The 26,789-nt window shown below is 46.8% G+C and carries 19 protein-coding genes; 14 read left to right on the top strand and 5 right to left on the bottom strand.

The window, feature by feature from the left end; genetic code table 11:
- Positions 1–4: 4 nt before the first annotated feature.
- The 10 genes from rtxH (at position 5) to btuD (ending at position 20,115) form a co-directional block, all read left to right on the top strand.
- Positions 5–340: a protein RtxH gene (rtxH, locus tag AACT23_RS10095; protein ID WP_094128427.1), complete on the top strand. Its 336-nt coding sequence runs from the start codon at positions 5–7 to the stop codon at positions 338–340.
- 15 nt (positions 341–355) lie between these two features.
- Positions 356–817 (top strand): RTX toxin-activating lysine-acyltransferase RtxC, encoded by a 462-nt coding sequence (gene rtxC, locus AACT23_RS10100; protein ID WP_017044044.1) that lies wholly within the window; start codon positions 356–358, stop codon positions 815–817.
- A gap of 22 nt (positions 818–839) precedes the next feature.
- The gene (gene rtxA, locus AACT23_RS10105; protein ID WP_094128408.1) at positions 840–13,796 is read left to right on the top strand and encodes an MARTX multifunctional-autoprocessing repeats-in-toxin holotoxin RtxA; all 12,957 of its coding nucleotides are present in this window, start codon (positions 840–842) and stop codon (positions 13,794–13,796) included.
- Between the two features lie 192 nt (positions 13,797–13,988).
- A complete protein-coding gene (cobT, locus tag AACT23_RS10110; RefSeq protein ID WP_017048662.1) occupies positions 13,989–15,017 on the top strand; it encodes a nicotinate-nucleotide--dimethylbenzimidazole phosphoribosyltransferase in 1,029 nt (342 codons plus the stop codon).
- Complete coding sequence (locus tag AACT23_RS10115) at positions 15,017–15,817, top strand: adenosylcobinamide-GDP ribazoletransferase (RefSeq protein WP_017048661.1); 801 nt, start codon at positions 15,017–15,019, stop codon at positions 15,815–15,817. Before cobT ends, AACT23_RS10115 begins: the two co-directional genes overlap by 1 nt.
- Entirely contained in the window at positions 15,817–16,386 is a 570-nt protein-coding gene (cobU, locus tag AACT23_RS10120; protein WP_017044834.1) for a bifunctional adenosylcobinamide kinase/adenosylcobinamide-phosphate guanylyltransferase, read from the top strand. Before AACT23_RS10115 ends, cobU begins: the two co-directional genes overlap by 1 nt.
- On the top strand, positions 16,383–16,985 hold the full coding sequence (locus AACT23_RS10125) for a histidine phosphatase family protein (protein WP_094128411.1): 603 nt from the start codon (positions 16,383–16,385) through the stop codon (positions 16,983–16,985). The genes cobU and AACT23_RS10125 overlap by 4 nt, the downstream gene beginning before the upstream one ends.
- A 224-nt stretch (positions 16,986–17,209) precedes the next feature.
- Positions 17,210–18,238: a succinylglutamate desuccinylase gene (locus AACT23_RS10130; protein WP_094128414.1), complete on the top strand. Its 1,029-nt coding sequence runs from the start codon at positions 17,210–17,212 to the stop codon at positions 18,236–18,238.
- A gap of 139 nt (positions 18,239–18,377) precedes the next feature.
- Positions 18,378–19,373, top strand: a complete 996-nt coding sequence (gene btuC / locus AACT23_RS10135) for a vitamin B12 ABC transporter permease BtuC (protein ID WP_176428660.1) — start codon at positions 18,378–18,380, stop codon at positions 19,371–19,373.
- Complete coding sequence (btuD, locus tag AACT23_RS10140; RefSeq protein WP_010318604.1) at positions 19,360–20,115, top strand: vitamin B12 ABC transporter ATP-binding protein BtuD; 756 nt, start codon at positions 19,360–19,362, stop codon at positions 20,113–20,115. Before btuC ends, btuD begins: the two co-directional genes overlap by 14 nt.
- Positions 20,116–20,343: 228 nt before the next feature.
- On the opposite strand, the gene AACT23_RS10145 is transcribed toward btuD, so the two are convergent.
- From AACT23_RS10145 to AACT23_RS10155, 3 genes are all read right to left on the bottom strand, one after another.
- Positions 20,344–20,919, bottom strand: coding sequence for a nucleoside triphosphate pyrophosphohydrolase family protein (locus tag AACT23_RS10145; RefSeq protein ID WP_010318603.1), 576 nt, complete (start codon positions 20,917–20,919; stop codon positions 20,344–20,346).
- A gap of 143 nt (positions 20,920–21,062) precedes the next feature.
- Entirely contained in the window at positions 21,063–21,629 is a 567-nt protein-coding gene (locus tag AACT23_RS10150) for a DUF1415 domain-containing protein (protein WP_026027360.1), read from the bottom strand.
- A 69-nt stretch (positions 21,630–21,698) separates the two neighbouring features.
- Positions 21,699–22,913: an MFS transporter gene (locus tag AACT23_RS10155; protein ID WP_013856650.1), complete on the bottom strand. Its 1,215-nt coding sequence runs from the start codon at positions 22,911–22,913 to the stop codon at positions 21,699–21,701.
- A gap of 154 nt (positions 22,914–23,067) precedes the next feature.
- Between AACT23_RS10155 and AACT23_RS10160 the strand changes: the two genes are divergently transcribed.
- Positions 23,068–23,937, top strand: a complete 870-nt coding sequence (locus tag AACT23_RS10160) for a LysR family transcriptional regulator (protein WP_026027359.1) — start codon at positions 23,068–23,070, stop codon at positions 23,935–23,937.
- A 23-nt stretch (positions 23,938–23,960) separates the two neighbouring features.
- Here AACT23_RS10160 and AACT23_RS10165 read toward each other — a convergent pair whose 3' ends face one another.
- On the bottom strand, positions 23,961–24,188 hold the full coding sequence (locus AACT23_RS10165) for a glutaredoxin family protein (protein WP_010318599.1): 228 nt from the start codon (positions 24,186–24,188) through the stop codon (positions 23,961–23,963).
- 165 nt (positions 24,189–24,353) lie between these two features.
- Here AACT23_RS10165 and AACT23_RS10170 point away from each other — a divergent pair, with 165 nt between their 5' ends.
- The 3 genes from AACT23_RS10170 (at position 24,354) to AACT23_RS10180 (ending at position 26,175) form a co-directional block, all read left to right on the top strand.
- Positions 24,354–24,857, top strand: coding sequence for a M48 metallopeptidase family protein (locus AACT23_RS10170; protein ID WP_094128420.1), 504 nt, complete (start codon positions 24,354–24,356; stop codon positions 24,855–24,857).
- The gene (gene rlmF / locus AACT23_RS10175) at positions 24,857–25,891 is read left to right on the top strand and encodes a 23S rRNA (adenine(1618)-N(6))-methyltransferase RlmF (RefSeq protein WP_094128423.1); all 1,035 of its coding nucleotides are present in this window, start codon (positions 24,857–24,859) and stop codon (positions 25,889–25,891) included. Before AACT23_RS10170 ends, rlmF begins: the two co-directional genes overlap by 1 nt.
- Before the next feature lie 62 nt (positions 25,892–25,953).
- Complete coding sequence (locus tag AACT23_RS10180) at positions 25,954–26,175, top strand: hypothetical protein (protein WP_017042994.1); 222 nt, start codon at positions 25,954–25,956, stop codon at positions 26,173–26,175.
- Between the two features lie 22 nt (positions 26,176–26,197).
- On the opposite strand, the gene pilW is transcribed toward AACT23_RS10180, so the two are convergent.
- Positions 26,198–26,789: type IV pilus biogenesis/stability protein PilW (gene pilW, locus AACT23_RS10185; RefSeq protein WP_094128430.1), on the bottom strand; the 592-nt coding region annotated here is incomplete at its 5' end.

Below are 26,789 nucleotides of genomic sequence, written 5' to 3' on the forward strand. Positions count from 1 at the left end.
ATTTATGTCTGAGAAATTCGGTCAAACTGTATCGAGTGTTAATTATAATAAAGGTGTTTTTTCTCTCTATTTTGTTGGACAGAATCAATCCAACATGGCAAACGGTATTATGGCGGAAAGTGATACGGACTTAGAGCTAAAAGAAGTGATTCATATGCCTGCTTCTGGTTTTATGTATATGGTTTCGATGGTTAAGAATATGCTTGAAGATCCTCGTATGAACGAAGAGTTAGAAAAATTAATTGCCGCAGGTTTTCTACCATCACCGAGTGAAGCACCTCAAGAGAACGAGAGTGGTATTGAGCCAGCTAAAAAACGCGTGACACGCACGAAAAAATAAAAGGTGGCTTAGCGTATGTTGATTCAACATCACGCGGCGAAACTGGATCGTGCAATGATGCAGAAAATGATGGGTGGGATTCTTCTGCTCAGCCAATATTCTCCTCTGCATCAGCGGTATCTTATCAGTGAATGGCAGCAACGGATTATGCCATCATTTGAGTTAAATCAGTTTTGCTATTACGAAGATGAACAAGGACGTCCAATTGCATTTTGTAATTGGGCGTTTTTGTCTGAGCAAGTGAGAGAGTTGCTATTGTCCGGTGAACGAGAAATCGAAGCCGCTGACTGGCGCTCTGGTGATCATATCTACATTCCTGAAATGCTTGCTCCTTTTGGTCACGGACGTCAAATCGTCAATGACTTACGACAGCGTGTTTTTTTGCCGTGGAAAGGGCAAAAAGTGTGTACTGTCCGCGGCAAAATCGACACGCAAAACGACCGCTGTATCCGTAAGGTACAGTGGTTTTCTATTTAAATAATAATAAGAGCCACAGTCTATGGGAAAACCATTTTGGAGAAGTGTCGAATACTTCTTCACCGGAAATTATTCCGCCGACGATGGAAATAACGACATTGTTGCCATCGGTTTTGGCGGCGAAATTCATGCTTATGGCGGAGATGATCATATTCATCTGGGGTCGATCGGAGCCACGGTATATACCGGTTCAGGTAACGATACGGTATCGGCGGGGGCCGGCTATCTAAAAGTTGAGGATACAACGGGGAACCTGAGCGTTCGAGGCGCTGCGGGTTATGCTGATATCAAGAAAAACGGAGACGGTAATCTCTCATTTTCAGGTGCTGCTGGTGGTGTAGACATTGGTCATGACGGCCAGCATGGCAACATCAGCTACGCAGGTGCTGCGGCTTACAACCACATTAAGCGCCAAGGGTTATCAGGCCATGTTTCTTTCCAAGGTGCTGGTGGCTACAACGCTATCTGGCATGAAACCAATCATGGAAACTTGAGTTTCGAAGGTGCAGGTGCGGGCAATAAAATCGATCGTACTTGGTTTAACCAGTATCAAGGATCTCAAGGTGATGTGCGTTTTGTCGGCGCGGGGGTTGCTAACAGTATTAGCTCACGTGTTGAAAGCGGTAACCTGCACTTTAGTGGAGCTGGTGCGGATAACCATTTGGTTCGCAAAGGCAAGGTTGGGGATGTTACCCTAGAGGGTGCCGGGGCATCCAATCGAATTGAGCGTACGCACAATGCGAACGATGTGTATACCGAAACACGCGGTAATATTCGCTTCGAAGGTGTGGGTGGTTACAACAGCCTTTACTCTGATGTGGCACATGGTGATATTCACTTCTCGGGCGGCGGTGCTTATAACACCATTACTCGTAAAGGTAGTGGCGGCGACTTTGATGCTCAAGGTATGGAATATGCCAAAGCGGATGAGATCGTTCTCACTTCCGCACAGATGCACGGTTTATCGATTGATAACGGCAACAAGTTCCATGCGGTTAACGCCGTAAAATCAGAGCGAGAGCCCAATACCTATTTGTTTGCTATTGCAGATGGTCATTACACCAAAATCAACAAAATCCGTCTCTATAACGATGCCGAATCCGGCAAACTCAAGTACTACTCAGAGGCGTGGTTCAAGCAGGGTAATCACTTAACCGATCTTGCTCATTCCGATGTTTCTTCTTCAGGTGGCTTTGAGTCCAATCCAGTCAATGGTGGTTACACCCTTTCTAATATTGCCATTGAACATCAGCAATCAGTGACTGTTCATGCGGTTGAGAAAAGCTTGACTGAATATGAGTGGGTGACTTACGCCAATGGTGCGGTGATTGATGCGAAAGATGTGTCATTGTCGGATGCAAAAATGGGTGGTCACGCGATTTTTGCTGATGGTACTAAGGTTGATGTCAAAGCGGTAAAATCAAACCGCAAACCCAACACTTATGTTTACGCTAAAATGCTGGGACAACACACGAAAATCGTTGTGGTTGAACTGGCGAACGATGCCGAAACCGGCGCGCTGAAATATCAAGCTCGCTCTTGGTATAAAGAAGGTGATCACACTGCCAATTTAGCTAACCAAGATATTTCGTCTGCGTATGGATATCACGCAATGGGCAAAGGGGGTTACTCGCTCAGCGACTTGTATTACAGCGTTAACGCGGTAAGAAGTACCAGCGAAACCGTGGCTGATATCGATGAATACACAGATCAAACCTTATTCAAACCCGTAAGCGATAGCGGCGAAAGCTCTGGCGATATTCATTTCAATGGTGTCGGTGGCGGTAACGTTATTAAATCCAACGTAACACGCGGTCATGTTTACTTTAACGGTGGCGGTCTTGCCAACGTGATCCTGCATAGCTCTCAGTTTGGTAACACTGAATTTAACGGTGCAGGCGCGGCTAACGTGATTGTCAAAAGTGGCGAAGAAGGGGATCTCACCTTCCGCGGCGCAGGTTTGGCAAACGTATTAGTGCACCAAAGTCAGCAAGGCAAGATGGATGTTTACGCGGGTGGTGCGTTGAACGTGCTGGTTCGTGTCGGTAACGGCGACTATCTGGCTCACTTATTGGCTTACGGCAACATCTCGGTACAGAAAGGCCAAGGCAATAGTCGAGTTACTCTACTGGGCGGCTATAACACGCACACGCAAATCGGTAGTGGTGATGCACTATGGCTAGCGGCTGGCGGTTTCAATGTCATGACGCAAGTCGGTCAAGGCGATGTGGCTTCGGTACTGGCTGGTGGCGCAAACGTACTGACCAAAATGGGTGATGGTGAACTCACGGCGGGCATGCTGGGTGGTGCGAACGTGATTACCCATATCAGCAATGATGATCAATTATCGAATACCACGGTGGTGGCACTCGGCGGCGCAAATATTCTCACCAAAAAAGGCAAAGGCAACACCCTTGCTGTGATGGGCGGAGGCGCTAACGTACTTACCCATGTGGGTGATGGCACCACAACTGGCGTAATGGTAGGCGGCGCGAACATCCTAACGAAAGTCGGGAATGGCGACACGACAGGCATTATGCTTGGTGTTGGCAACGTGCTAACGCATGTTGGTGATGGCCAAACCCTTGGTGTAATGGGCGCCGCAGGCAACATCTTCACTAAAGTGGGCGATGGAACATCCATTGCAGTCATGATTGGGGCAGGCAATATCTTTACCCATGTGGGCGAAGGGAATGCTTGGGCACTGATGGGCGGCCTTGGTAACGTCTTTACCAAAGTGGGCAACGGTGATGCTCTCGCGTTAATGGTGGCCGAAGCTAACGTCTTCACCCATATCGGTGATGGCATGTCGGTGGCGCTTATGTTAGCCAAAGGCAACATAGCAACTAAAGTCGGTAATGGAACCACACTTGCGGCTATGGTGGGTAACGCTAATATCTTTACCCATGTAGGTAGCGGCAGCACGTTTGCGGCGATGATTGGCCAAGCCAACATTATGACCAAAGTGGGCGATGATCTCACCGCTGCGCTGATGGTCGGTAAAGCCAACATCTACACGCATGTCGGCGATGGAACTAGCTTAGGAATATTTGCGGGCGAAGTGAACGTGATGACCAAAGTCGGCAACGGCACAACGCTGGCGGCGATGTTCGGTAAAGCCAACATCATGACGCATGTCGGCGATGGTCTAACGGGCGTGTTAGCACTGGGCGAAGCCAATATCGTCACCAAAGTGGGTGATGATTTCATGGGTGTTGTGGCCGCGGCGAAAGCCAACGTCGTGACTCATGTCGGTGATGCAACCACCGCCGCTGTATTGGCGGGTAAAGGCAATATCCTCACAAAAGTGGGCGAAGGCACCACGGTAGGGTTGTTGATTTCCGATATCGGCAACGTGATGACCCATGTCGGAGATGGCACGACCATTGGTATTGCCAAGGGCAAGGCAAACATCGTTACCAAAGTCGGTGATGGTTTGGGTGTTAACGTGGCTTGGGGTCAAGCAAACGTGTTTACCCAAGTGGGCGACGGTGATCGCTATAATTTTGCCAAAGGCGAAGCCAACGTCATCAGCAAAGTGGGCGATGGTCAAGAAGTCTCTGTCGTGCAAGGTCAAGCCAATATCATTACCCATGTGGGTGATGGTGATGATTATACCGGTGCTTGGGGCAAAGCCAACGTTATCACCAAAGTGGGTAATGGCCGAAATGTTGTGCTAGCCAAAGGTGAAGCCAACATCGTGACTCAAGTGGGTGATGGCGATAGCTTTAACGCACTTTGGAGTAAGGGCAACATCGTCACCAAAGTCGGTGATGGTATGCAGGTGACCGCCGCGAAAGGTAAAGCGAACGTAACGACTCGAGTGGGAGATGGCCTAAACGTCACCGCCGCTTATGGTGATGCCAATATTAACACCGTGGTTGGTGACGGTATTTCGGTCAATGTTGCTTGGGGCCAATACAACGTCAATACCAAAATCGGCGATGGTTTGAACGTCGCGGTCATGAAAGGTAAAGCCAACGCTAATATTCATGTTGGTGATGGTCTAGGGGTTAATGCTTCTTACGCTCAAAACAACGTGGCGATCAAAATCGGTAATGGTGATTTCTACAGTTTGGCGGTCGCGTCGAGCAACACCAGTAGCAACAAGCTCTCCGCCCTGTTTGATAACATCAAGCAAACCGTACTTGGTGTAGGTGGTAGCCAAGCCATCAACTACTTAGTGCAAGGCGATGAAGCATCATCATCCGGCACGCATAAAGGCCGTGGTGCGATTGCGACACCTGAAATTACCAAGCTGGATGGCTTCCAAATGGAGGCGATTGAAGAAGTGGGCTCTGATTTGGGAGACAGCCTAACAGGTAGTGTGACCAAGGTAGACGCACCTGATCTCAATCAAATGCAAAATGCGCTCAGCGTTGACGACTCTTCGGACCAAGTTCAAGGGCCAAATCTCATTGTTAATGGCGATTTTGAGCAGGGGGAGTACGGTTGGAGGGCCTCTAACGGTATTGAAGCAGGTTTTTCTGCCAACGGTTATGGCGTTGCAAGTGAAGGACACGGCAACCGAGTCAGTGAGCTTGACACCTACATCAACACGACCATTTTTCAAGATCTGAATGATCTCAATCATGGCGAAGTTATTACGCTGAGCTTTGATTTTGCAAAACGTGCAGGCATTTCTAATAACGAAGGCATTGACGTTCTCTGGAACGGCGAAGTGGTTTTCTCATCGTCTGGTGATGAATCTGCTTGGCAGAAAAAAACCTTAAAACTGACCGCTCAAGCTGGCAGTAACCGTATCGAATTCAAAGGCACAGGCCACGATGATGGGTTGGGCTATATCTTAGATAACGTAGTTGCGAAATTAGAAACGCTACAGCAAACTAATGCGGTGAGTGAGCATGCAACGCAAAATCAAGCGTCGCAGAATGCCCTATCAGACAAAGAGCGCGCAGAAGCGGATCGCCAGCGTCTAGAACAAGAAAAGCAGAAACAGCTCGATGCTGTCGCAGGTTCGCAAAGCCAACTGGAATCTACCGACCAACAAGCTCTGGAAAATAATGGTCAAGCTCAACGCGATGCAGTGAAAGAAGAGTCGGAAGCCGTGACGGCTGAGTTGACCGAACTGGCACAAGGTCTCGATGTGCTCGATGACAAAGCCACGCATACGGGTGAGTCGGGCGACCAATGGCGCAACGATTTTGCCGGTGGCTTGCTTGATGGTGTTCAAACCCAATTGGACAACGCAAAACAGGTTTCTGGTGAGCAGATTGCTGCCGCGAAACAGACGCACGCGGACAATCAAAATAAAGTCAAAGATTCGGTTGCACAATCGGAAGCAGGCGTCGCAAAAGGTGAGCAAAACCTGGCGGGTGCAGAGCAAGGCATTGCTGATGCTAAAACTGATGCTGAAAAACGTAAAGCTGATGCTTTGGCAAAAGGCAATGACGCGAAACAAGCCGAATCTGACGCACACAGCGCAGCAAACGACGCGCAATCGCGTGGTGATCGCGATGCGATGAACGCGGAACATAAAGCCAACCAAGTGCAGAATGATGCGAAAGGGGCTAAGCAAAACGAAAGCGATCGCCCTGATCGTCAAGGTGTTGCGGGCAGCGGCCTTGTGGGTCAAGCACATAGCGTCGAAGCCGCTGGTGCTGCGGGCCGCCATATCAACGCTGACAGTCAAACAAACGCTGATGGTCGCTTTAGCGAAGGCTTGAGCGAGCAAGAGCTAGAAGCCTTAGAAGGTGCGACCAATGCAGTCAACCGCCTGCAAATTAACGCAGGAATTCGAGCGAAAAATACGGGTAGTTCTGTCACTTCGATGTTCACTGAGACAAACGCCGACAGCATTGTTGTGCCAACAACGGCCTCTCAGGATGTGAGCCGAAAAGAGATTCACATTTCAGGGGTGAACCTAGAAGGGTTGAGCGCTGTTAAGAGAAGTCAACCGACTGGCCTACTTGGTTCTAAAAGCGTTCCTGGGTTTAAAAGCCATTTTGCATCGACATCCATTGGTATAGAAAATGAGCTATCTGGCCTAGTTGTTGTTTTACCTAAGAACTCAGCACAGACGTTTGGATATGTGCATGATTCACAAGGTAACCCATTGTTTATGTTGACCAAAGACATGAATCAAGGTGGTTACAGTAACCCCTTTGGTATCACTGATATCAAAGGGGTGAACAACTGGCAGACTCATACCATTGAATTGGTTACATATCCTAGTGAAACCAGTGATATGGTTGCGATTGAAAGTCGCAAAGAGGCAATGTTATGGCTAGCGAAAGAATTTACAGGCCATATCAATCAGTCGAATCACCATAGCTTACCTAGTTTGGTTAGTGATGATGGGCGTTTTACGCTGGTTATATCGAATTCGAAGCATTTCATCGCGGCGGGTAACGGTACTTCTATTGAAGCTCAAGGGCAGACAATAGGAATGACCCCTAGTGGACAACAAGCCACGATGGCCATCAGTGCGAAAGAATTTGGTTCAAGCTCGTCATTGGAAGTGAGACTTCTAGAATCTGCGCCTTGGTATCAGTCAGGACTGAGAGATGAATTTTTAGTAAATGCGAACGAAGCTAAATTAGATGATCCAGTGGCAGCGCAAAATGTGTATGCCTATCTAACATCGGTGTATTCAAAAACAGCAAATCTGGCGAAAGAGTACGGTATCTATATTAATGATTGGGATCCTGCATCTGAAGGCTTCTCGCCGAATGCTCAAGGGTTAACCGATCCGAAAGTGAAAAATGCTTGGGAGATTTTGCCGAGAACTAAGCCAGTAAAAATGCTGGAGCTTCTGAGCGCAGACGACTCACGATACGTGCGACAACAAATTATTGAGAAGCTGAAAGGTTCACATTCAGAAAGCCTTGCTAAGAACGTGTTTGAATACTTCCAGTATGGAGGAGAAGTGGCGGGGCATGGAATCAACAATGCAACGACAGGAAGTTCGCAGCAGCCTGAACCCGCGATTTTGTTTGAGTTTCGCAGTGTGCCGAGTGTTTTAAGTAAATTTGTGCCTAAAACAGAGTCCACCGCAAAAGTTGATGTTAAGGCACTCGATCATTTTGACTCTGCTAGCCGCAAAGCCATCATTACTGAAGTGAATGCTCTGGTGAGCGATAGTGATGATTTCGATGCCTGGTATCAGGAGTATCGGGCAAGCAAAGACCAGCCTCCAGTTAAAAACTCTAAATCCAGTGCTTCTGCAAATCATAAAGCAGAATGGTTGATGACGCAGCATGCCGAGCAATGGGCGAAAGTGACTGCGCCTTATATTGAAAACCATGAGACAACCACGTCAACGCAAACAGCTTCCAATGATAAAGAGGAATTACACGCCTTAGGTGGGAGGCAGAATCTAGATAGTGATAAACAAAAAGAAACCGTCGCCATCGAAAATGATGGTACGCCACCGCGCGATAAAGAATCTCTGAGCCCATTGACTCGATTCCTCAATAACGAGTTGTATGGCGATAAAGAAGCTCGCCGTAAGATTGGCGAAATCACACAAACCCTACTTGATCATGCGGTGGAAAAAGGTGAATCGCAGAAAATCACCCTGCAAGGAGAAGCAGGCCGTTTAACGGGATATTACCATCAGGGAACTGCCTCAAGCGAAGGTGAAACAAGCGCGACAAGCAGCAAAGTCGTGTTGTTCCTACATGGTTCTGGCTCTTCAGCTGAAGAGCAAGCGAGCGCGATTCGCAACCACTACCAGAAACAAGGTATCGACATGCTCGCAGTCAACCTGCGTGGCTATGGTGAAAGCGACGGCGGACCAAGCGAAAAAGGCTTGTACCAAGATGCTCGTACCATGTTCAACTACCTAGTGAATGACAAGGGCATTGACCCGAGCAACATCATCATTCATGGCTACTCAATGGGTGGTCCGATTGCTGCAGATTTAGCACGTTATGCTGTGCAAAATGGTCAAACGGTTTCTGGCTTATTGCTTGATCGTCCTATGCCAAGTATGACCAAAGCGATCACCGCTCATGAAGTGGCGAATCCAGCGGGCATTGTGGGGGCTATCGCGAAAGCGGTTAACGGCCAGTTCTCAGTGGAGAAGAACCTAAAAGGCTTGCCAAAAGAGACGCCGATTCTGCTGCTAACGGACAACGAAGGCTTAGGCGAAGAAGGCGAGAAGCTACGAGCTAAACTCGCGATTGCTGGCTACAACGTCACGGGTGAACAAACCTTCTATGGCCACGAAGCGAGCAACCGCTTGATGGGTCAGTACGCGGATCAAATTGTCTCCGGTCTGTTCAATGCAGAGCAAGCAGCGGTAGAGGAAGCGGGCGAAGTGAAAGATATTCATGCGACCGAAGATTCGTCTGTGGATAAAGCAGTAGCTTCTGATACAGAGCTGGGGACAAATACAGACTCATCCCATAAGAATTATCAATCCCGAGATTTAGTTCTCGAGCCAATCGTGCAACCAGAAACCATCGAGCTTGGTATGCCTGATATTGATCAGAAAATATTGGCGGAGGTTGCTGAGCGTGAAAATGTCATTATCGGTGTTCGACCAGTTGATGAGAAGTCGAAGTCACTGATTGATTCTAAGCTCTATAGCAGTAAAGGCTTATTCGTTAAGGCGAAAAGTTCTGATTGGGGGCCAATGTCTGGTTTTATTCCTGTAGATCAGTCATTTGCCAAAGCATCTGCAAGAAGAGATCTCGATAAATTTAACGACTATGCTGAACAATCCATTGAGTCTGGTAATGCGGTAAGTGCCGATTTGTATCTGAATCAGGTTCGAATAGATGAGTTGGTGTCTAAATATCAGTCACTGACAGCTCTTGAGTTTGATGCAGAAAGCGGTATGTACAAAACAACGGCAACCAATGGTGATCAAACAGTCACTTTCTTCCTGAATAAAGTGACTGTTGAGAGCAAAGATCTGTGGCAGGTTCATTACATGAAAGATGGTGAGCTAGCGCCGTTCAAAGTGATTGGTGATCCTGTATCTAAACAGCCGATGACAGCAGACTATGATTTGTTGACGGTGATGTATTCCTACGCAGAGCTAGGGCCGCAAGATAAGGTCAAGCAACCATTAACTTGGGAACAGTGGAAAGAGTCTGTTACTTACGAAGACTTAACGCCTAAGTATCAAGAGCTATACAGCAGTGAAGAGCTTTATAACAAGAAGGATGGGGCGAGCCTTGGTGTTGTGAGCGATCGCTTAAAAACGCTGAAAGATGTGATCAATACCAGCTTGGGCAGAACCGATGGCCTAGAGATGGTGCATCATGGTGCAGACGACGCAAACCCTTATGCGGTAATGGCGGACAATTTCCCTGCGACTTTCTTTGTACCTAAAAGCTTCTTTATGGAAGATGGTTTAGGCGAAGGAAAGGGCTCTATCCAAACGTATTTCAATGTGAATGAGCAAGGTGCGGTGGTGATTCGTGATCCGCAGGAGTTTTCTAATTTCCAGCAGGTAGCGATTAATGTCAGTTACCGAGCATCACTCAATGATAAGTGGAATGCTGGCCTTGATGACCAACTCTTTACACCAAAACGTAAATTGTCTCATGAGTTCTTAGATGTGAGAGATGAACTCGCTCATAAATTGAAAGCAAAAGTTGTTGATTTTGAAAAAGAAGTTCAACTGGATAGACTCGGTGATCATCAAGTCGATAGCACTGTATCAACGTCATCAGTGATGGCTTTAGACAATCAAAACGTCGACGATTGGAGTCAGATAGCGGTTGTGCCTAAAGATGACGGCGGTGAAACGCGCTTTGACGGCCAAGTGATTGTTCAAATGGAAAACGATTCAGTAGTTGCAAAAGCGGCGGCAAATCTAGCTGGCAAGCATCCTGAAAACAGTGTGGTCGTTCAGCTCGATTCTGAGGGGAATTATCGCGTGGTGTACGGCGATCCGTCTAAACTGGATGGAAAGCTGCGCTGGCAATTGGTTGGCCATGGGCGTGATGATTCAGAACACAACAACACTCGCTTAAGTGGCTACAGTGCCGATGAACTTGCAGTGAAATTGGCGAAGTTCCAGCAGGCATTCGGCCAAGCGGAAAATATCAGCAACAAGCCTGACCATATCAGTATTGTCGGTTGCTCTTTAGTGAGTGATGACAAGCAGAAAGGCTTTGGCCATCAATTTATCAATGCCATGGATGCCAATGGTCTTCGCGTGGATGTGTCGGTTCGCAACTCTGATGTAGCGGTAGACACAACAGGGCGCAAACATACTCAAGATGCCAATGGAAATTGGGTAAAAAAGGCTGCAAACAATAAAGTCTCACTGACTTGGAATACGCAAGGCGAAGTTACCGCACGTGACGAGATCATTCGTAACGGTGTGGCGGAAGGGGATATCCATCTTTCTCGTGTTGGTGCGAGTGAGGTTAATGAGCCAGCACGTGGTGCCATTGGCGACAATAGTGAGGTGTTTGAAGCACCTGAAAAGCGTAAAACGGAAACGGATACTACGGCATCGGCGGGCAGTGACAATAAGCTCAGCTACTCGGGCAATATTCAGGTCAACGTCGGTGATGGTGAGTTCACCGCAGTTAACTGGGGTACGTCAAATGTTGGTATTAAAGTGGGTACGGGAGGCTTTAAGTCGCTGGCCTTTGGTGACAACAATGTCATGGTTCATATTGGTAATGGTGGCAGCAAACATAGTGTCGACATCGCTGGTTATCAGGCGCTTGAAGGTGCTCAAATGTTTATGGGTAACCGCAACGTAAGTTTCAATATGGGTCGCAGTAATGACCTTATCGTGATGATGGATAAGTCGATCCCGACACCGCCACTGGTCAATCCATTTGATGGTGCATCACGTATTTCAGGAGTATTACAAAGCATCGCACAATCAGGAAAGGGTGCCGATTGGTTAGCGGCTCAAGAACAGCAGTGGACACTCTCTGGTGCGAAAAAATTTGTTAAAGAGATGTCCGGTCTCGATCAAACCAGCAGTGTTGACTACACCAGTTTGGTTGATTTGGACTCTCAGAATGAGCGCAGCAGCCGCGGCTTGAAGTCTGACGCTGAAGCAACGTTGAATAAAAAGTACAACCAGTGGCTAAGTGGCAATAGTAATAATGATACTGGCAAGATGAGCCGCGCGGATAAGTTCCGTCAAATGAACGAGAAGTTGGCCTTTAACTTCGCGGTCGGTGGCCAAGGAGCCGATATTCAGGTCACCACGGGCAACTGGAACTTTATGTTCGGAGACAACATCCAAGCGATTTTGGATACCAATCTCGGTTCATTGTTTGGCGTGTTAACCCAACAATTCTCAGCAACGGGAATGGCTCAAACGACCTTTACCTATAATCCGCAAGACTTGCCTCGTCAGCTTAAGAATAAGCTGCTGGGTAAATTTGCTGAGGTCGGTGCAGAGACGACTTTAGGTGATATCTTCGGTGTCAATTACACCGCTGATGGCAAAATAGTCTCTCGTACTGATGAAGCGGTAGATGGCGTTGCCATTTTAAAAGAGATGCTAGAAGTGATAGGCGAGTTTGGTGGTGAGCAGCTCAGCGCATTTACTGACCCAGAAAAATTGCTAGATAGCCTCAAAGCGGGAATCGATATGGGGGCTGATGGTCTTCAATCCTTTGCTGAAAGTCATGGACTGAAAGAGAAAGCACCAGAGGAAAACGATACAGCGCAAGTGACTCTCAATGGCGCGCCTGCGGCAACGGAAAACGTATCAGCCACTGTTGAAGAAACCAAACCAGAGCGCGCATTTGGTTTTAATGCGCTCAATTTGCCCAATTTATTTGCCACCATGTTTAGCAAAGATAAGCAGGCAGAGATGGCATCATTGGTCAGTAATCTGAAGCAGAATCTCACCGCCGATTTGCTCAATATGAAGGATAAAACGTTTGATTTCCTTCGTAACAGTGGGCATTTGCAAGGGGATGGCGATATGAACGTTTCTCTGGGCAATTACAACTTCAACTGGGGTGGTGACGGTAAAGATCTCGGCGCTTATCTAGGCGACAATAATAACTTCTGGGGCGGCCGAGATGACGATGTGTTCTACGCAACGGGAGTCTCCAATATTTTCACCGGCGGTGAAGGCCACGATATGGGCGTTTTAATGGGTCGCGAGAACATGATGTTCGGCGGTGATGGTAATGATACGGCGGTTGTGGCCGGACGCATTAACCACGTCTTTATGGGCGCGGGTGATGATCAATCCTTTGTCTTTGGCGAAGGTGGTGAGATCACCATGGGGTCAGGTAATGACTATGCGGTCACTTCAGGTAACTTCAACCGTGTGGACATGGGAGACGATCAAGACTTTGCTGTAACCATCGGTAATAACAACCAACTTGATCTTGGTGCAGGCAATGACTTTGCGAGAGTCTTTGGCAATCACAACCGAATTGATGCTGGCCAAGGAAACGATGAAGTCAAACTGATGGGTTACCATGCTTCGATTAATGCTGGCGAGGGCGAGGATTACTTAATTGCCGCCGCCATCTCAAAATTCAGCACATTAAACGGTGGTGAAGGTAGCGATGTCATGGTGCTTGGGGGTTACCAAAATACGTTCAAAGGCGGTGCTGGCGTAGACAGTTTTGTGGTCAGTGGTGAGGTGATCGATAACGTGGTTGAAGATATTCGCCAAGGTGAAAACATCATCTTCAACGGTATTGATTGGAACCGTTTATGGTTTGAGCGTAGTGGTTACGATCTGAAAATCTCTATGGCACGCCATACTGATACCTCTTCCGATCAAACGCTATTTGATGCGTTAGGTTGTGTGACTTTCAATGATTATTTTGCAAATAATCGAGCCAAACTTATTATCGGTTTAGGTGAAAAAGACGCTCAAGGTGAGCAGGAATATACCTGTTTGACTGATAATGCGTTAGACAACCTCATTCAAGCGATGAGTTCCTTCGCGCCTAAGGTGGGAGAAAGCAACTTTATGGATGGATTAGCTTCTCAGCCTCAGCAAGCGATTATGGCCGCATGGTCGGATGTGAATACCGGGAAGTTTAGCTTGTCGTAATCATGTCTTTCATGGGTTAAAACCAGCCTTTGTGGGCGTGTCTGTTTGACAATAGCGCCCATATAAACCTAAAAACGCCTCCTGATTTTGTAGAAAACAGGGGGTGTTTTTTTAGGCTCAAATAGGCAAAACCTAGCCGATACTAGCGAATACGAGTAAACTCTTCTCTTTTCATGGAAGAGCCCAGAAGCAATGTTAAAACAAGATCATAGCCAAGCAATACAGCAAAGAATCGATCAAAAAACCAAACCGTTGGGAGCGCTGGGCCAACTTGAGTCATTAGCACACCAGCTCGCCTTAATCCAAAGTCAAAATCAGCCTCAGCCCACTCAGCAGATCACCATTCATAAGCCTACAGTACTGGTCTTTGCTGGCGATCACGGCATTGCAGATGAAGGCATTAGCATTGCGCCAAGCGCGGTGACTCAGCAAATGGTGCTTAACTTTCTGGCGGGTGGTGCGGCCATCAACTGTTTTTGTCGCAGCAATCAAGTCGAGATGAAAGTGATAGATTGCGGGATTTTACTCCCTGTAGAAAGCGACAATCCGCACTTTCTTGTGCAGCGCTTAGGTAGCCGAACGGAGAACTTTGCTCGCCAAGCTGCGATGTCTGTAGAGCAAGTGAAGCAAGGGCTACTGCTAGGCAATCAGGCCGTGCAGCAGGTGATCCGTGCGGGGTCCAATATAGTGATGTTTGGTGAAATGGGCATTGGCAATACCAGTAGCGCTTCTGCGATATTAGCGGCGCTTTCTAAACATTCTGTTGAACAGTGCGTTGGTTACGGCACTGGCATTTCAACACAGCAATATCAGAAAAAAGTAGAGCTGGTGAAGCAAGGCGTAACACGTTGCCGTGGTTTGGATCCAGAAACGGTCCTTGCGGAAGTAGGCGGCTTTGAAATTGTGCAAATGGTCGGAGCATTTTTAGGCGCTTACCAGCAGCAAACGCCGATTCTGGTGGATGGATTTATCGTCACGGTAGCCGCGTATGTGGCCACACTTATTGAGCCAGATTGCCGCGAGTTGATGATTTTTGCTCATCAGTCCCATGAATCGGGCCACCAACGCGTACTTGAACAGTTAAACGCGACACCACTGCTTAATTTAGGGTTGAGATTGGGTGAGGGAACGGGTGCGGTATTAGCCGTACCTTTGGTCAAAGCGGCCGCCGAGTTTTACAACACCATGGCCAGTTTTGCCGACGCAGGAGTGACAGTGTAATGCTGCGCGTTTTCGCTTATCAATTAGAGCTGTTCTGGTTGGCGTTGAGTTTTTTCTCGCGCCTTCCTATTCCTAACAATACGCCCTATTGCAGTGAACGAATGAACCGATCTGGGCGCTATTTTTCCTTGGTTGGTCTATTACTCGGCGCGATCTGCGGTGCCATCTACAGTGTGCTGATCCTGATTTTACCAAACGAGGTAAGCATCGCACTGACGATGGTGGCCAGTTTGCTATTAACAGGGGCGTTTCATGAAGATGGCTTAACTGATATGGCGGACGGCATTGGCGGAGGAATGACGGCTGAGCGCCGTTTGAGCATCATGAAAGATAGCCGCATTGGCACTTATGGTGCGGCCAGTTTAGTGATGGCGCTACTGTGTAAGTTTCTCTTTTTAGAGGCGCTACTTGGTTATGGCAACGTATTAATGGTGTGGGTACTAGGCTACAGTTTTAGCCGTGCGATAGCGGCATCGTTGATTTTCGACATGCCGTATGTAAGCGATCTCGATAGCAGCAAAAGTAAGCCGCTAGCCAATAAACAAACCCTTCCAGAGCTCATTTTTCTACTGCTGTGCGGCTTAGCGCCTGCGTTATGGTTTGGTTGGCAGGTAAGCTTAAGTTTGGTATTGGTTGCTGTAGTTTTTCGTATTTTCTTCAAAGCTTGGTTGATGGCGCGTATTGGTGGCTTCACGGGTGATTGCCTTGGCGCTGCACAACAGATTATGGAACTGCTGATCTATCTGCTGCTTATTGTATTCGCTGGGTTGGGTTATTTGAGCATGGGAATGATTGAATAATGGTGCATTTGATTTTGGGTGGCGCGCGTAGCGGTAAGTCTTGTTTCGCTGAACAGGCCGCAAAGCAAGAACACCAAGCCCTGCTAATGCGGCTGCCGCAGGCTCAGCTTAACTATGTTGCCACCGCAATTGCGTTTGATGATGAAATGCAGGCAAGGATTGCTCACCATCAGCAGCAAAGAACGTCGGAATGGCAAGAGCACGAATGCCCTGAACAACTACCTGAGTTAATTGCCACTTTTTCAGCACATGATGTGGTATTGGTGGACTGCTTAACGCTGTGGCTGAATAACGTTATCTATAACCATGGCCAGCAAGCTCACGAAGCGGAGATAAAAAAGCGAGTCGAGCAACTCTGTTTTGCCGTTGAGCAAACGCCCGCCACTTTGGTTATCGTCGCTAACGAAGTGGGCCTTGGCGTGATCCCGATGGGGGAGGTTTCGCGCTTATTTGTCGATAACGCGGGCTGGCTTAACCAAGCGCTAGCCAAGTTAGCAACCCGAGTGAGCTTTATTGCGGCGGGCTTACCGATTGTTTTAAAAGACATCGCTTTAAAAGGCTCACAATGATCAATCTCTATTTGATGCGCCACGGTAAAACCGTCGGTCGGTCTGCGCTCAATGGTAAAACAGATGTGCTCGTTGAAGCGCATCGGCAAGAGCAGATCGCTCACACTTTGCTGAGATCCCCTTACTCCTTCTCAAACATCATTACTTCGCCGCTACGCCGTTGCCATGATTTAGCGCAGCAACTGGTTTTACAGCAGCCGAAATTGGATTACCAAATTGAGCCTGATTTCCAAGAGATGGATTTTGGTGACGTCGATGGCGTGGCCTTTGATGAACTGCAATCGATGTGGCCAGTAGTGGAAACTTTGTGGACCAATCCGGCCCAACATCAACTACCGAATGCAGAAAACTTGGCCGATTTTCATCAGCGTGTAACTCGTGCTTGGGAGGCTCAGATTAAAGAGATCAAGCAAGACACTTTAATTATCGCTCATGGTGGAACAATCAGAATGATACTTGCCAATGTTCTAGGCACTGACTGGCAAAACCGCCATTGGTATAGTGTGTTTAATATCGACTATCAATCATTAACTCATATCCAAATAGGAAAAGATAACACTAAGAATGTGAGTGTGAAGAGCATCGGAATTCAAATTTAGCACCGGGTGAGCATGCAGTAGAGTATGGAGTAACTATCAGATTTAATGGTAGAATTCCCGGCAATTAACGCCGAGCCTCTGGTTAAGCGTATTTTTGTATAAGGTATTGAGACGATCGTTGATGAGTTAAGTTTACCCTTATCCATCTTGATAAGTGGGATCGCCTCAACATAAATTGCTTCTACAATTCATTAACATACCGCTGTGCAATAAAGGAGTAACGCATGACGAAGTCCCTTTTCCGCCAATCTTTCCTATTTGATAGTTTGGATTTAGACCAAGAAATGGTCACTGGCGAAATCAAAACGGCAGCTGGTATTACGCTTAAAGTGCTCTCGCGTGGAGTGCTCGAAGTGATTCCCACTCATCTCAACGATGAGAGTAAGCACATCATTATTTCTTGCGGTATTCATGGTGACGAAACTGCGCCAATGGAATTAGTAAATAAGCTGGTGGATGATATTCAGTCAGGTTTTCAAGCGGTCCAACACCGCTGCTTATTTATTGTGGCTCATCCTCAGGCGACGAATCAACATACCCGTTTCGTGCAAGAAAATTTGAACCGTTTATTTGATGATAAAAAGGGCAATACCTCCCTAGAAAGAGAGATTGCACAGCATCTCAAACAGACAGTGAAAGACTTTTTCGAACACACCGCTGAGCAAAACCGGTGGCATCTTGATTTGCACTGTGCGATTCGTCACTCCAAACATTATTCGTTTGCCATCAGCCCTAAATCCCGCCATCCTGTCCGCAGCCGCGCGCTGATGGCATTGATTGAAAGTGCGCATATTGAAGCGGTGCTGCTTTCAAATTCACCCTCGAGTACCTTCAGTTGGTACAGTGCAGAGAATTTTGCCGCGCAAGCTTTAACGCTTGAGCTGGGGCAAGTCGCACCTCTTGGTCAAAACAACCTAGAGCGATTAGTCGCGTTTGACTTAGCCATGCGCGATTTGGTAGCCAATGCGACACCTGAACACTTGCCAAGAAAGCCAACCATTTATCGTGTCAGCCGTACCATCGTCCGTTTGCATGACGATTTTGATTTCATGTTTGATGATAACGTCGAAAACTTCACCGCGTTTAAACATGGTGAGGTATTTGGTCATGATGGTGAAAAGCCACTCATGGCGAAAAATGAAGATGAAGCGATCGTATTTCCTAACCGAAAAGTGGCATTAGGCCAGCGCGCCGCGTTAATGGTGTGCAAAGTGGCAACACGCTATGAAGACGATCAATTGGTATACGATTAACCGATGGTACTTTTGGCTTGTTAATCTTTTGACCTGTTGACAAGGTTAACAGGCGATTGCTTTGGTATATCACTTTCTATTTAAATGGCTTAACGGTAAGGTTAGGCCATTATTGTTTCTCTTACTTACATATAAGCGCATGACGTTCAATCAGTTACTCTTAAAAAAACAGCGTCGCTGGCATTACGCCCTCTACGCTATGCTGGCATTGTTGATTACGATGAGTGCGTTTTATTTGATGGTGGGTGAACTCTTTATCAGCCCATTTCACACTTGGTCACCACTGGAATGGCAGTTAGTGACTGAACTTCGTGCTCCTCGTCTGCTCTCTGCCGTCATCATTGGTGCTTCACTAGCCGTATCAGGCGCGGCGCTGCAAGTGCTATTAGGGAATGTTTTGGCAGAGCCGGGCGTGCTTGGTATTTCTGGTGGCGCCAGTGTGGCGATGGTAGTGGTGCTGTTTTTCTTCCCTGCTTTGGCCTCACCTGAAATTTTCATGCTTTGTGCCGTAGCCGGTGCGATGGTGTTTACTCTTTTACTGGTCAGCATGGCTAAAGCGATGCGTTTAAGTACAACCCGCTTACTGCTGGTCGGTGTGGCGCTGGGTATTTTATCTGGTGCTGTGGTGACATGGGCGTTTTATTTCAGTAATGATCTCAGTTTAAGGCAACTGGTTTACTGGTTGATGGGCAGTATTGGTGGTGCAAGCTGGTATCAACATACGCTTTCATTAGCTGCGCTTCCTGTGATCATCTGGCTTGCTCTGCAAGGAAAAACGTTAGACAAACTGATGTTGGGCGAAACTCATGCAAAGCAGTTAGGTGTGGATGTGCATCGACTACGTTGGAAATTGATTTTTTCCGTGTCGCTGCTAGTAGGAGCTGCGGTGGCATTGGGCGGTGTGATCAGTTTTGTTGGGTTGGTTGTTCCGCATTTATTGCGTTTGGCGTTTGGTTCTGAAAACCGCTACCTTTTACCTATGTCGGCTCTGTTCGGCGCACTTTTACTGGTCTGCGCGGATACCGTTGCCAGAACGGCGCTTAATGCTGCTGAGCTTCCACTTGGTGTCGTCACTACCACCATTGGTGCGCCGATTTTTATTTGGATGTTGTTGAAAAACCATGATTCACGTTAATAGCCTGCAGGTTTCATCACGTTTATTGCCACTCTCTTTTACCTGCCAAGCGGGAGAGGTGCTGCATGTCATTGGGCCTAATGGCAGCGGAAAAAGCACTTTACTGTCGGCGTTAGCTGGTGTGACAGAGAGCCAAGGTGAGGTCTACATTGGTGATCTTCAGCTTTCAAGCGCATCGTTAGAGGCGCTGTCACTGCACCGAGCTTATCTGTCGCAAAACGACAAGCCTGTTTTTAATGTCGATGTTTATCAATATCTTGCCTTAGCGATCCCCAGTTGCGCCGATTTACATTCTCAGGTTGTTAATCAAGCCGTGGTTCATCTCACTCAACGATTGAATATTCAAGACAAATTGCATCGATCCATTCACCAACTGTCAGGCGGCGAATGGCAACGTGTCCGCTTGGCCGGTATTTGCTTGCAAATTTGGCCAACCTTAAACCCTTATGCGCAGTTATTGATATTAGATGAACCTGCGGCGCCTCTTGATATTGCTCAAGAAGGGTTGCTTTATCGTTTGATTGAAGAGGTTGCACAGCAAGGGATTGCGGTAGTAATGGCCAATCACGATCTCAATCGAACATTGCGCCATGCCGATCGCGCTCTGTTACTGCAAGATGGCGTATTGCAAAGTTCCGGCTCGGTTGAACAAGTATTAGAGAGCCAAGCGTTAAGTGCAGCGTTTCAGACTCAGGTGAAGCAGGTTGTTGTTGAAGGAAAGCCTTACCTTATCTTTGATTAAAAGCACAACTGTCGTGCAGTCAGCACACTTTTAGCGCATCAATGTGCTGAAGATAGAATGATAAAAATAGTAAGTCTATTAAAAACAAATGGTTAGATTTTATGCAAAAGTTGGCACGCCAATCGCATTAATAGAACCGATACATTCTCGTTCTTGTTAGGCTTTTTATAAGTCTCTTAACCACCTTGCTCCCACAAGGTGGTTTTTTTTATCTGAGTCTTTGCAAGGTTATTGCGTCAATGAAGCAAGGTCAGCAGGACGGTAATAGACTGATTTGAGCACTTTACCTTGGCGAATCGTTTTGCCTTCAGAGACAAAATCTTGTGCGCATTTAGCAATAATGTAGTCGCCTTTTTGTACGGCCATCAGCTCAATACCTTGTTCAGCATAGTAGGCTTGGGTATCGGCATACTCTTTTTCATTGCGACATACTTTACTCATGTTCGAGCTGTGTACTTCATCCCAGCATGGAATAAATTCGATGCCACGATTCACGGCAACATTGAGCAGAAGATCAATCAAATAGCTGATCGCTAAGTTGTCACTCACTTGGCTATGTCCAAGGTGGACTAAACGACCCATCAAAACATACACAGTATCGATGATCGCATCCGCTTGTTCCGTTTTATTGTCAGCTTCAGCAAGTTCAGTCAACTCTTCAATCGCGAGCGAAGTATGCAACGTGTCAGCTTTATCGTTTAAGCTGCTGGCATCAGCAACGGGGAGATCAAAGGTGCTACGAAACTCGGTAATATCGCGGTAAAGATGATCGTAAATCTCTTGAGTAAGCTTGGATAAATGCATTATCTCGGTCCATTGGTTTGGTTAACAGGGATTGTGACGCGTAGTAACAAATTGATAGTAATAAACTGATAGTAAGAAAATGGATAGTAACAAACTGATGGCAAAGCTGCGACCCATGCCATCAGTTTGGTTAAAGAGCAGGGTTACTTATTGAGAAACAAATAAGGAAACAGTTGGCGGCGTTCTTGGTCACTTAGAGCACTAACACGAGCGATATTGGTATCGGGAATCGCTTCTGGGTTAGGGTAGTGCTTGAGTACTTTTTCCATGCTCTCTTCGCGAATAAGATGGAAAATCGGGTACGGCGAACGGTTAGTTAGGTTTTCGTCATCTTCGGGGCGTGTGCCGCCAAAACAGTAGTGAGGGTGAAAGGTAGCGACTTGGAAGATGCCTTGCCAATCTTGTTGCGTAATTAATGCTTCGACCCAATCGATAAAAAAGTTGTACTCAAAAAAATCTTCGAGCATGTTTGGCACCACCACTAAGGTGGTCTCAAGAGACTGTGCCGAGCTGCCTTCTAACTCTAGCAATTGTTGCAAAATGTCTTGCAGCAATTGTTCTTCAGTATCGGCTTCACTGACGAAAATTTTGATCTGCTGGTTACGTTGTGGTTTTGCGGCGAAAGGGCAGAGATTTAAGCCAATCACCACATCGTTAAGCCACTGTTCGACTTCAGTTGTGATGGCGGTTTTATTTATCGTTACGCTCATAGTGCTTATTAAAATAGTCAATTTGGCGCAAGCATAACATGAGTCTTTTGATAAAGTGAGTGGATAACACTACTTGATCAATTCATGCAGCGGTTTGCGGTGCGCAAGGGCGCGGTCATCATGGCGCAATTTCCAACAGAGAAAAAACATCGCCACATACAACACCATTCCACCCGAAACCACCACCGCCCAACCGCCATTTTGCCAGCAATAGAGTAAGAAAAACCCGCCAAGGCTGCCACCCACATAGTAATGAACCAAATACAGAGCGGTCGCGGTTGCTTTTGCGCTGCTGGCCTTTTGGCTCACCCATGAATAGGCGAGCGTATGGGTAAAAAACGCGCCGAAACTGATCAACATTAAACCGATCAGCATAAACGGGATCGATTCAACCAAAGCTAGCCACATCCCCGATAAACTGAGCAAGGCTCCCAACATCATGCCCGAAATGGCATTGTAGCGTTTTGTCCAGTTAGCGGTCAGTTTCGAGCTGAGTGTTCCCGCCAAATAACATAGGAAGATCAATGATGCTAAGCCAATCGGTAGCGAGTAGGGTTCGGCGACAAGCCGAAAGCCCATCACTGAGTAGAGATTAACAAACAGCGCGAAGTTAGTACCACCAATCAGCATCGCAAGCCACAGTGTGCGGTTAGAAAGATGTTTTACTAGCGCACGGTTGTGGTGAAAGAACAAGCCTCGTTGCGGCGTGAAATTGCGTTGAATGGGTAGTAACCACAGCACAATGATGGCGCATACGAAAGTGAGTATGGCAATCACAATCACGGCTTGTTGCCAGCCAAAGGCATCGGTCAATATACCGCCTAAAATTCGGCCGCTAATGCCACCTAATGAATTCGCAGCAATATAACCGCCAATCGCTTGGCTAAATGCTTGAGGCGAAAGCTCCTCAGCCATGTAAGCCACGGCAACCGAAGCAAAGGCGGCCAATGCGACGCCCATTAGTGCACGTGTTAAAACCAGCACCCATAGCTGTTGGCTGATCAACATTAAGCTGCCGATTAATGGCATCATGAATAGCCCTAATAACATCACTTTGCGGCGGCCAAAGGATTCAGAGCTGATTGCCCAAGGGACTAAACTGACGGAGAGTGCGAGGGTTGATGCGGCAAATAACCAGTTAATTTGGGTTTCTGAAACCGCAAAATGCGTAGCAAGGTAGGGCAACATTGGCTGAAAAAGATAGAGATTACAAAAGACTAAGAACGAGCCGAGCGCAAGTCCCCAAGTGACTTTTCGGTATTCTTTACTGCCAATTTCGATCATGATTACGCTTCACTTACGTTATGTATCTGTGATCACAGTAGCAGTGGCTTGGTGATTAATAAAATATATTAAAAATATCGTCGTGATATATAAAATATATCTCAACCTCGTTGGACGAATCTCGCTTCGTTTGATTCTGTGGAACCATAAAGCTATGGATACTCGCCATCTAAAACATTTTTCGGCTGTGGTTCAGTGCGGCAGCTTTACTTTAGCAGCCCAGCAACTGCACATTGCGCAGCCAGCGCTTAGTATTTCGATTAAAAAATTTGAGCAGCAATTAGGGGTTGTTTTGCTAAAAAGAGATGAGCGAAAAGTGACGCTGACCCATGAAGGGCAAGTGTTATATGAACACGCCACTCGTATTTTGCAGCAACTTGAAGATGCACAATTGGCGATGGATGAGCTTAAAGGGCTCGTCAAAGGCGAAGTGAGGCTCGGCGCGCCGAGCATGATGGGATCCTATTTCTTTCCAGAAATTGTAATGGCTTTTAAAAGTCACTTTCCCTTGCTAAAAATGACGGTGATAGAAGCGGGAACTCAGTCGATTAGAAAAATGTTGCTCAGTGGTGAGCTAGATATTGGCGTGATCCTCAATCATGATCTTCCTCCGGATTTAGAAGTTGATCCCCTCTTATCATCGCAAATGGTGGCGGTAGTGGGGAAAGAACATGAGTTAGCACAACGAGAATCGATAGATTTTAAGACCTTTTTTGAGCATGAATTGGTAATGTTTAAGCCCGGTTATTTCCACCGCGACTTCATTGATAAAGTGTGTAAAGAGCATAAGCTCAGCGCACATTTCTCTTTTGAAACCAATCTGTTGCCAATGATTTTAAGTATTGTCAAACATGAGTACGCAGTGACTGCGTTATTAGAGCTTGTAACGGAGCATGAACCGGATGTACGAGCGATCCCTTTTGAACCGCCAGTCTGGTTAGATTTAGCCCTCGCATGGCGCAAAGAGGGCTATTTGTCTAATGCCGACCGTACTTTTATTGAATTTGTGAAACAGTACGTGTGAAAGGGGCTATGTGTATCGTTCGATTAACTTTGATAGATTTTTTCAAAGTTGTTTGGGTTCCAGCCAATCATAATTCGATCACCAATTTTTAAAGCCGGTACACTGCGCGCGCCGATCGCATCTAGTTCCTTCCGGCCGCGTTGCATTTTTGCGTTACATAAGCGGTAGGGGATCTGTTTGGCGTCAAGATAGCGCTGAGCATCTTTACAGTGCGGGCATTTATCTTTGACGTAGAGCACAATACGTTTCATCCAATTCACTCATTAACCGAACATAAAGGGCGGCAAGTTTACCCACCGAGGCGCTGAGTTTCAACTCTCTCGGATACGAAGCCTTGCTCCTTGTGATTGGAAAGATGAAACGCAGGCTTGATTCAGTTACACTTAGCGCCTTTTTTATGAGTCAGTTGCTGGGCTATGCATCCATCTTTTCGTTACATACAAAACTATCCGTCTCATCTCGTTTCACAAGTTGAACAGTTGATCACGGCCGGTAAATTCGTTAGCTGGTTTGAGCAACGCTACCCACAGCGCCATTCGATTCAAAGTGAAAAAGCGTTGTTTAACTACGCGATTGATCTCAAAAATCAATACATGAAGAAAACGGCGCCGATCAGTAAAGTGGTGTACGACAATAAAATCCACATTATTAATAACGCACTAGGGTTGCACAGTTATGTTGCCAAAGTGCATGGTGGGAAAATCAAATCTAGAAATGAGATCCGCATAGCGAGCATGTTTAAAGAAGCACCGGAGCCGCTGTTGCGCATGCTAGTGGTACATGAGCTGGCTCACATCAAAGAGAAAGAGCATAACAAGGCCTTCTATCAACTGTGTTGCCATATGGAACCGAATTATCATCAGCTCGAGTTTGATGCACGATTGTTTATGATGTATCTCGATTTAAAAGAGGAGCAGTAATGTCAGCCAAAGCGAAGCCGCAGAAAAGCCAACCAGAAGCGAGCCATAAAAAACCTGCGTTAAAAGCAAAGCAGGGGTTACATCCTCGTAATCAGCATCAAGGACAATACGATTTCCCCGCGCTGATTAATACACTGCCTGCTTTGAAGCCCTTTGTTATTCGCAACCCGAGTGGTGAACCGAGCATCAATTTCTCCGATGCGATGGCGGTGAAAATGCTCAACAAAGCGTTATTGGCACATCATTATCATGTGACCCATTGGGATATTCCCGCTGGGTATTTGTGCCCGCCGATCCCCGGTCGAGCTGATTATATTCATCGCGTGGCCGATCTGCTGCTAGATGAGTGCTCAGCAATCAAGCATGAAAAGGTTCAAGCACTTGATATTGGGATCGGAGCGAACTGTATTTATCCGATAGTGGGCGTGGCAGAGTACGGCTGGCGCTATGTTGGTAGCGATATTGATCCTATCTCTATTAAATCCGCCAATCTGGTGGTTAATGGCAATGCTTCACTCAATGGGCGTATTGAATGCCGTTTGCAGAGTGATGCAAAACACATTTTTAAGCAGATTATTCAAGAAAATGAGCGTTACGATCTCACCACGTGCAACCCGCCTTTCCACGCGTCACAAGTAGAGGCGCAGCAAGGCAGCGAACGTAAGTTGAAAAATTTACAGCGTAATCGAGTCAAAAAAGGTCAAGAAATTGCGGGGCAAGACGCTAACAGAAGTAAGGTGGTTACGCTCAACTTTGGTGGACAAAAAGCTGAGTTATGGTGCCCCGGTGGTGAAGCTGCCTTTATTAAAAACATGGCCTTTGAAAGTCAACACTACGCTCAGCAAGTGCTGTGGTTCACCACATTGATCTCTAAAAAAGAGAATGTACGTTGGATGCAAAAACAGTTAGATAAAGTGGGTGCTGCAGTGGTGAAGGTTGTTGAAATGCAACAAGGGCAAAAAGTGAGTCGATTCATCGCATGGAGTTTCCAAAATGACAGTCAACGCAAACAATGGTTAGCGGCAAAGTGCTAGGCTGACTTCGTTGATTGACTATATTGGTCAGTGAGTTGAGATAGCAATAGAAGGAGTAAGGTATGGACTTTGACCTTTATTTACCTTGCCAACCTGACTGGATCTGCCAGCCCTTCGCTTATCTGTTTGCCTTGCTTGCGATGATTGGGCTTGGGTTTTTTATTCGTATTATCTATCGCGAATATCAAAAAATTCAGCGCGCTCAGAAAGTCAGACGTCTTCGCCGTATCCACTATCGTGACCGTAATGGTGGCAAAGACGGTAGACCCACCAATATCAAATAACCCTTGCCCTAGTAATACGATGTTAGGAAAAGGTATCGAGCGCCGCTTGATATTTTTTCTCTAACGCTTTATTTCCTGCCTTTTTCTCTAACTCTACCAATAATTGAAGCGATGTTTTTTGGTTACCGTAGCGCTGATTAAATTGCATCAAGCGGATGCGAGCTTGCGTGTATTGTTGAGCGTCAATTTCCAATTTAGCTAATTGCAGCAATGAACGAGCTCGATTAGGGTCATGGTCTAATGTTTTTGCAAAATAGTAGCGCGCTTGTTCTTTATCGCCAGATTTTAACGCGCAAAAGGCTGCGTTCTCATAGCTTGCTGGGACAAGGTAATAATAGGGTTGAGCAATGGCGCGGTTAAAATATTCATCGGCTTTTTGATATTCGCCCTGCTTGCACAAAAATGTGCCGTAGTTATTGAGAATATTGCCATTTTTGGGATGGGCGCGAAGCGCGGTTTGATAGGTTTTACGTGCGGCCTCTGTTTCACCGACAGTTTCGTAATAGTGAGCCATCGCAAGTTGCGAGCGATAGTAAGTCGGCGCATGTTGTGTGGCTTTTTCTAGGTTCTCACGCGCTTTGCTCATGTTGCCATTTTCTAAATAGCCTAGGCCG

The organism is Vibrio sp. V09_P4A23P171 (genome assembly GCF_963875615.1).
Lineage (GTDB): Bacteria > Pseudomonadota > Gammaproteobacteria > Enterobacterales > Vibrionaceae > Vibrio > Vibrio anguillarum.

What these genes read in the sequence shown, in the direction of transcription:
- cobU (WP_017044834.1), top strand. Translation starts at nt 15,817, where the DNA reads ATGGTGCATTTGATTTTGGGTGGCGCGCGTAGCGGTAAGTCTTGTTTC.
- AACT23_RS10125 (WP_094128411.1), top strand. Translation starts at nt 16,383, where the DNA reads ATGATCAATCTCTATTTGATGCGCCACGGTAAAACCGTCGGTCGGTCT.
- AACT23_RS10150 (WP_026027360.1), bottom strand. Translation starts at nt 21,629, where the DNA reads ATGAGCGTAACGATAAATAAAACCGCCATCACAACTGAAGTCGAACAG.
- rtxC (WP_017044044.1), top strand. Translation starts at nt 356, where the DNA reads ATGTTGATTCAACATCACGCGGCGAAACTGGATCGTGCAATGATGCAG.
- AACT23_RS10170 (WP_094128420.1), top strand. Translation starts at nt 24,354, where the DNA reads ATGCATCCATCTTTTCGTTACATACAAAACTATCCGTCTCATCTCGTT.
- rlmF (WP_094128423.1), top strand. Translation starts at nt 24,857, where the DNA reads ATGTCAGCCAAAGCGAAGCCGCAGAAAAGCCAACCAGAAGCGAGCCAT.
- AACT23_RS10115 (WP_017048661.1), top strand. Translation starts at nt 15,017, where the DNA reads ATGCTGCGCGTTTTCGCTTATCAATTAGAGCTGTTCTGGTTGGCGTTG.
- btuC (WP_176428660.1), top strand. Translation starts at nt 18,378, where the DNA reads ATGACGTTCAATCAGTTACTCTTAAAAAAACAGCGTCGCTGGCATTAC.
- AACT23_RS10130 (WP_094128414.1), top strand. Translation starts at nt 17,210, where the DNA reads ATGACGAAGTCCCTTTTCCGCCAATCTTTCCTATTTGATAGTTTGGAT.
- AACT23_RS10180 (WP_017042994.1), top strand. Translation starts at nt 25,954, where the DNA reads ATGGACTTTGACCTTTATTTACCTTGCCAACCTGACTGGATCTGCCAG.
- AACT23_RS10160 (WP_026027359.1), top strand. Translation starts at nt 23,068, where the DNA reads ATGGATACTCGCCATCTAAAACATTTTTCGGCTGTGGTTCAGTGCGGC.
- btuD (WP_010318604.1), top strand. Translation starts at nt 19,360, where the DNA reads ATGATTCACGTTAATAGCCTGCAGGTTTCATCACGTTTATTGCCACTC.
- rtxH (WP_094128427.1), top strand. Translation starts at nt 5, where the DNA reads ATGTCTGAGAAATTCGGTCAAACTGTATCGAGTGTTAATTATAATAAA.
- cobT (WP_017048662.1), top strand. Translation starts at nt 13,989, where the DNA reads ATGTTAAAACAAGATCATAGCCAAGCAATACAGCAAAGAATCGATCAA.
- AACT23_RS10165 (WP_010318599.1), bottom strand. Translation starts at nt 24,188, where the DNA reads ATGAAACGTATTGTGCTCTACGTCAAAGATAAATGCCCGCACTGTAAA.
- AACT23_RS10155 (WP_013856650.1), bottom strand. Translation starts at nt 22,913, where the DNA reads ATGATCGAAATTGGCAGTAAAGAATACCGAAAAGTCACTTGGGGACTT.
- rtxA (WP_094128408.1), top strand. Translation starts at nt 840, where the DNA reads ATGGGAAAACCATTTTGGAGAAGTGTCGAATACTTCTTCACCGGAAAT.
- AACT23_RS10145 (WP_010318603.1), bottom strand. Translation starts at nt 20,919, where the DNA reads ATGCATTTATCCAAGCTTACTCAAGAGATTTACGATCATCTTTACCGC.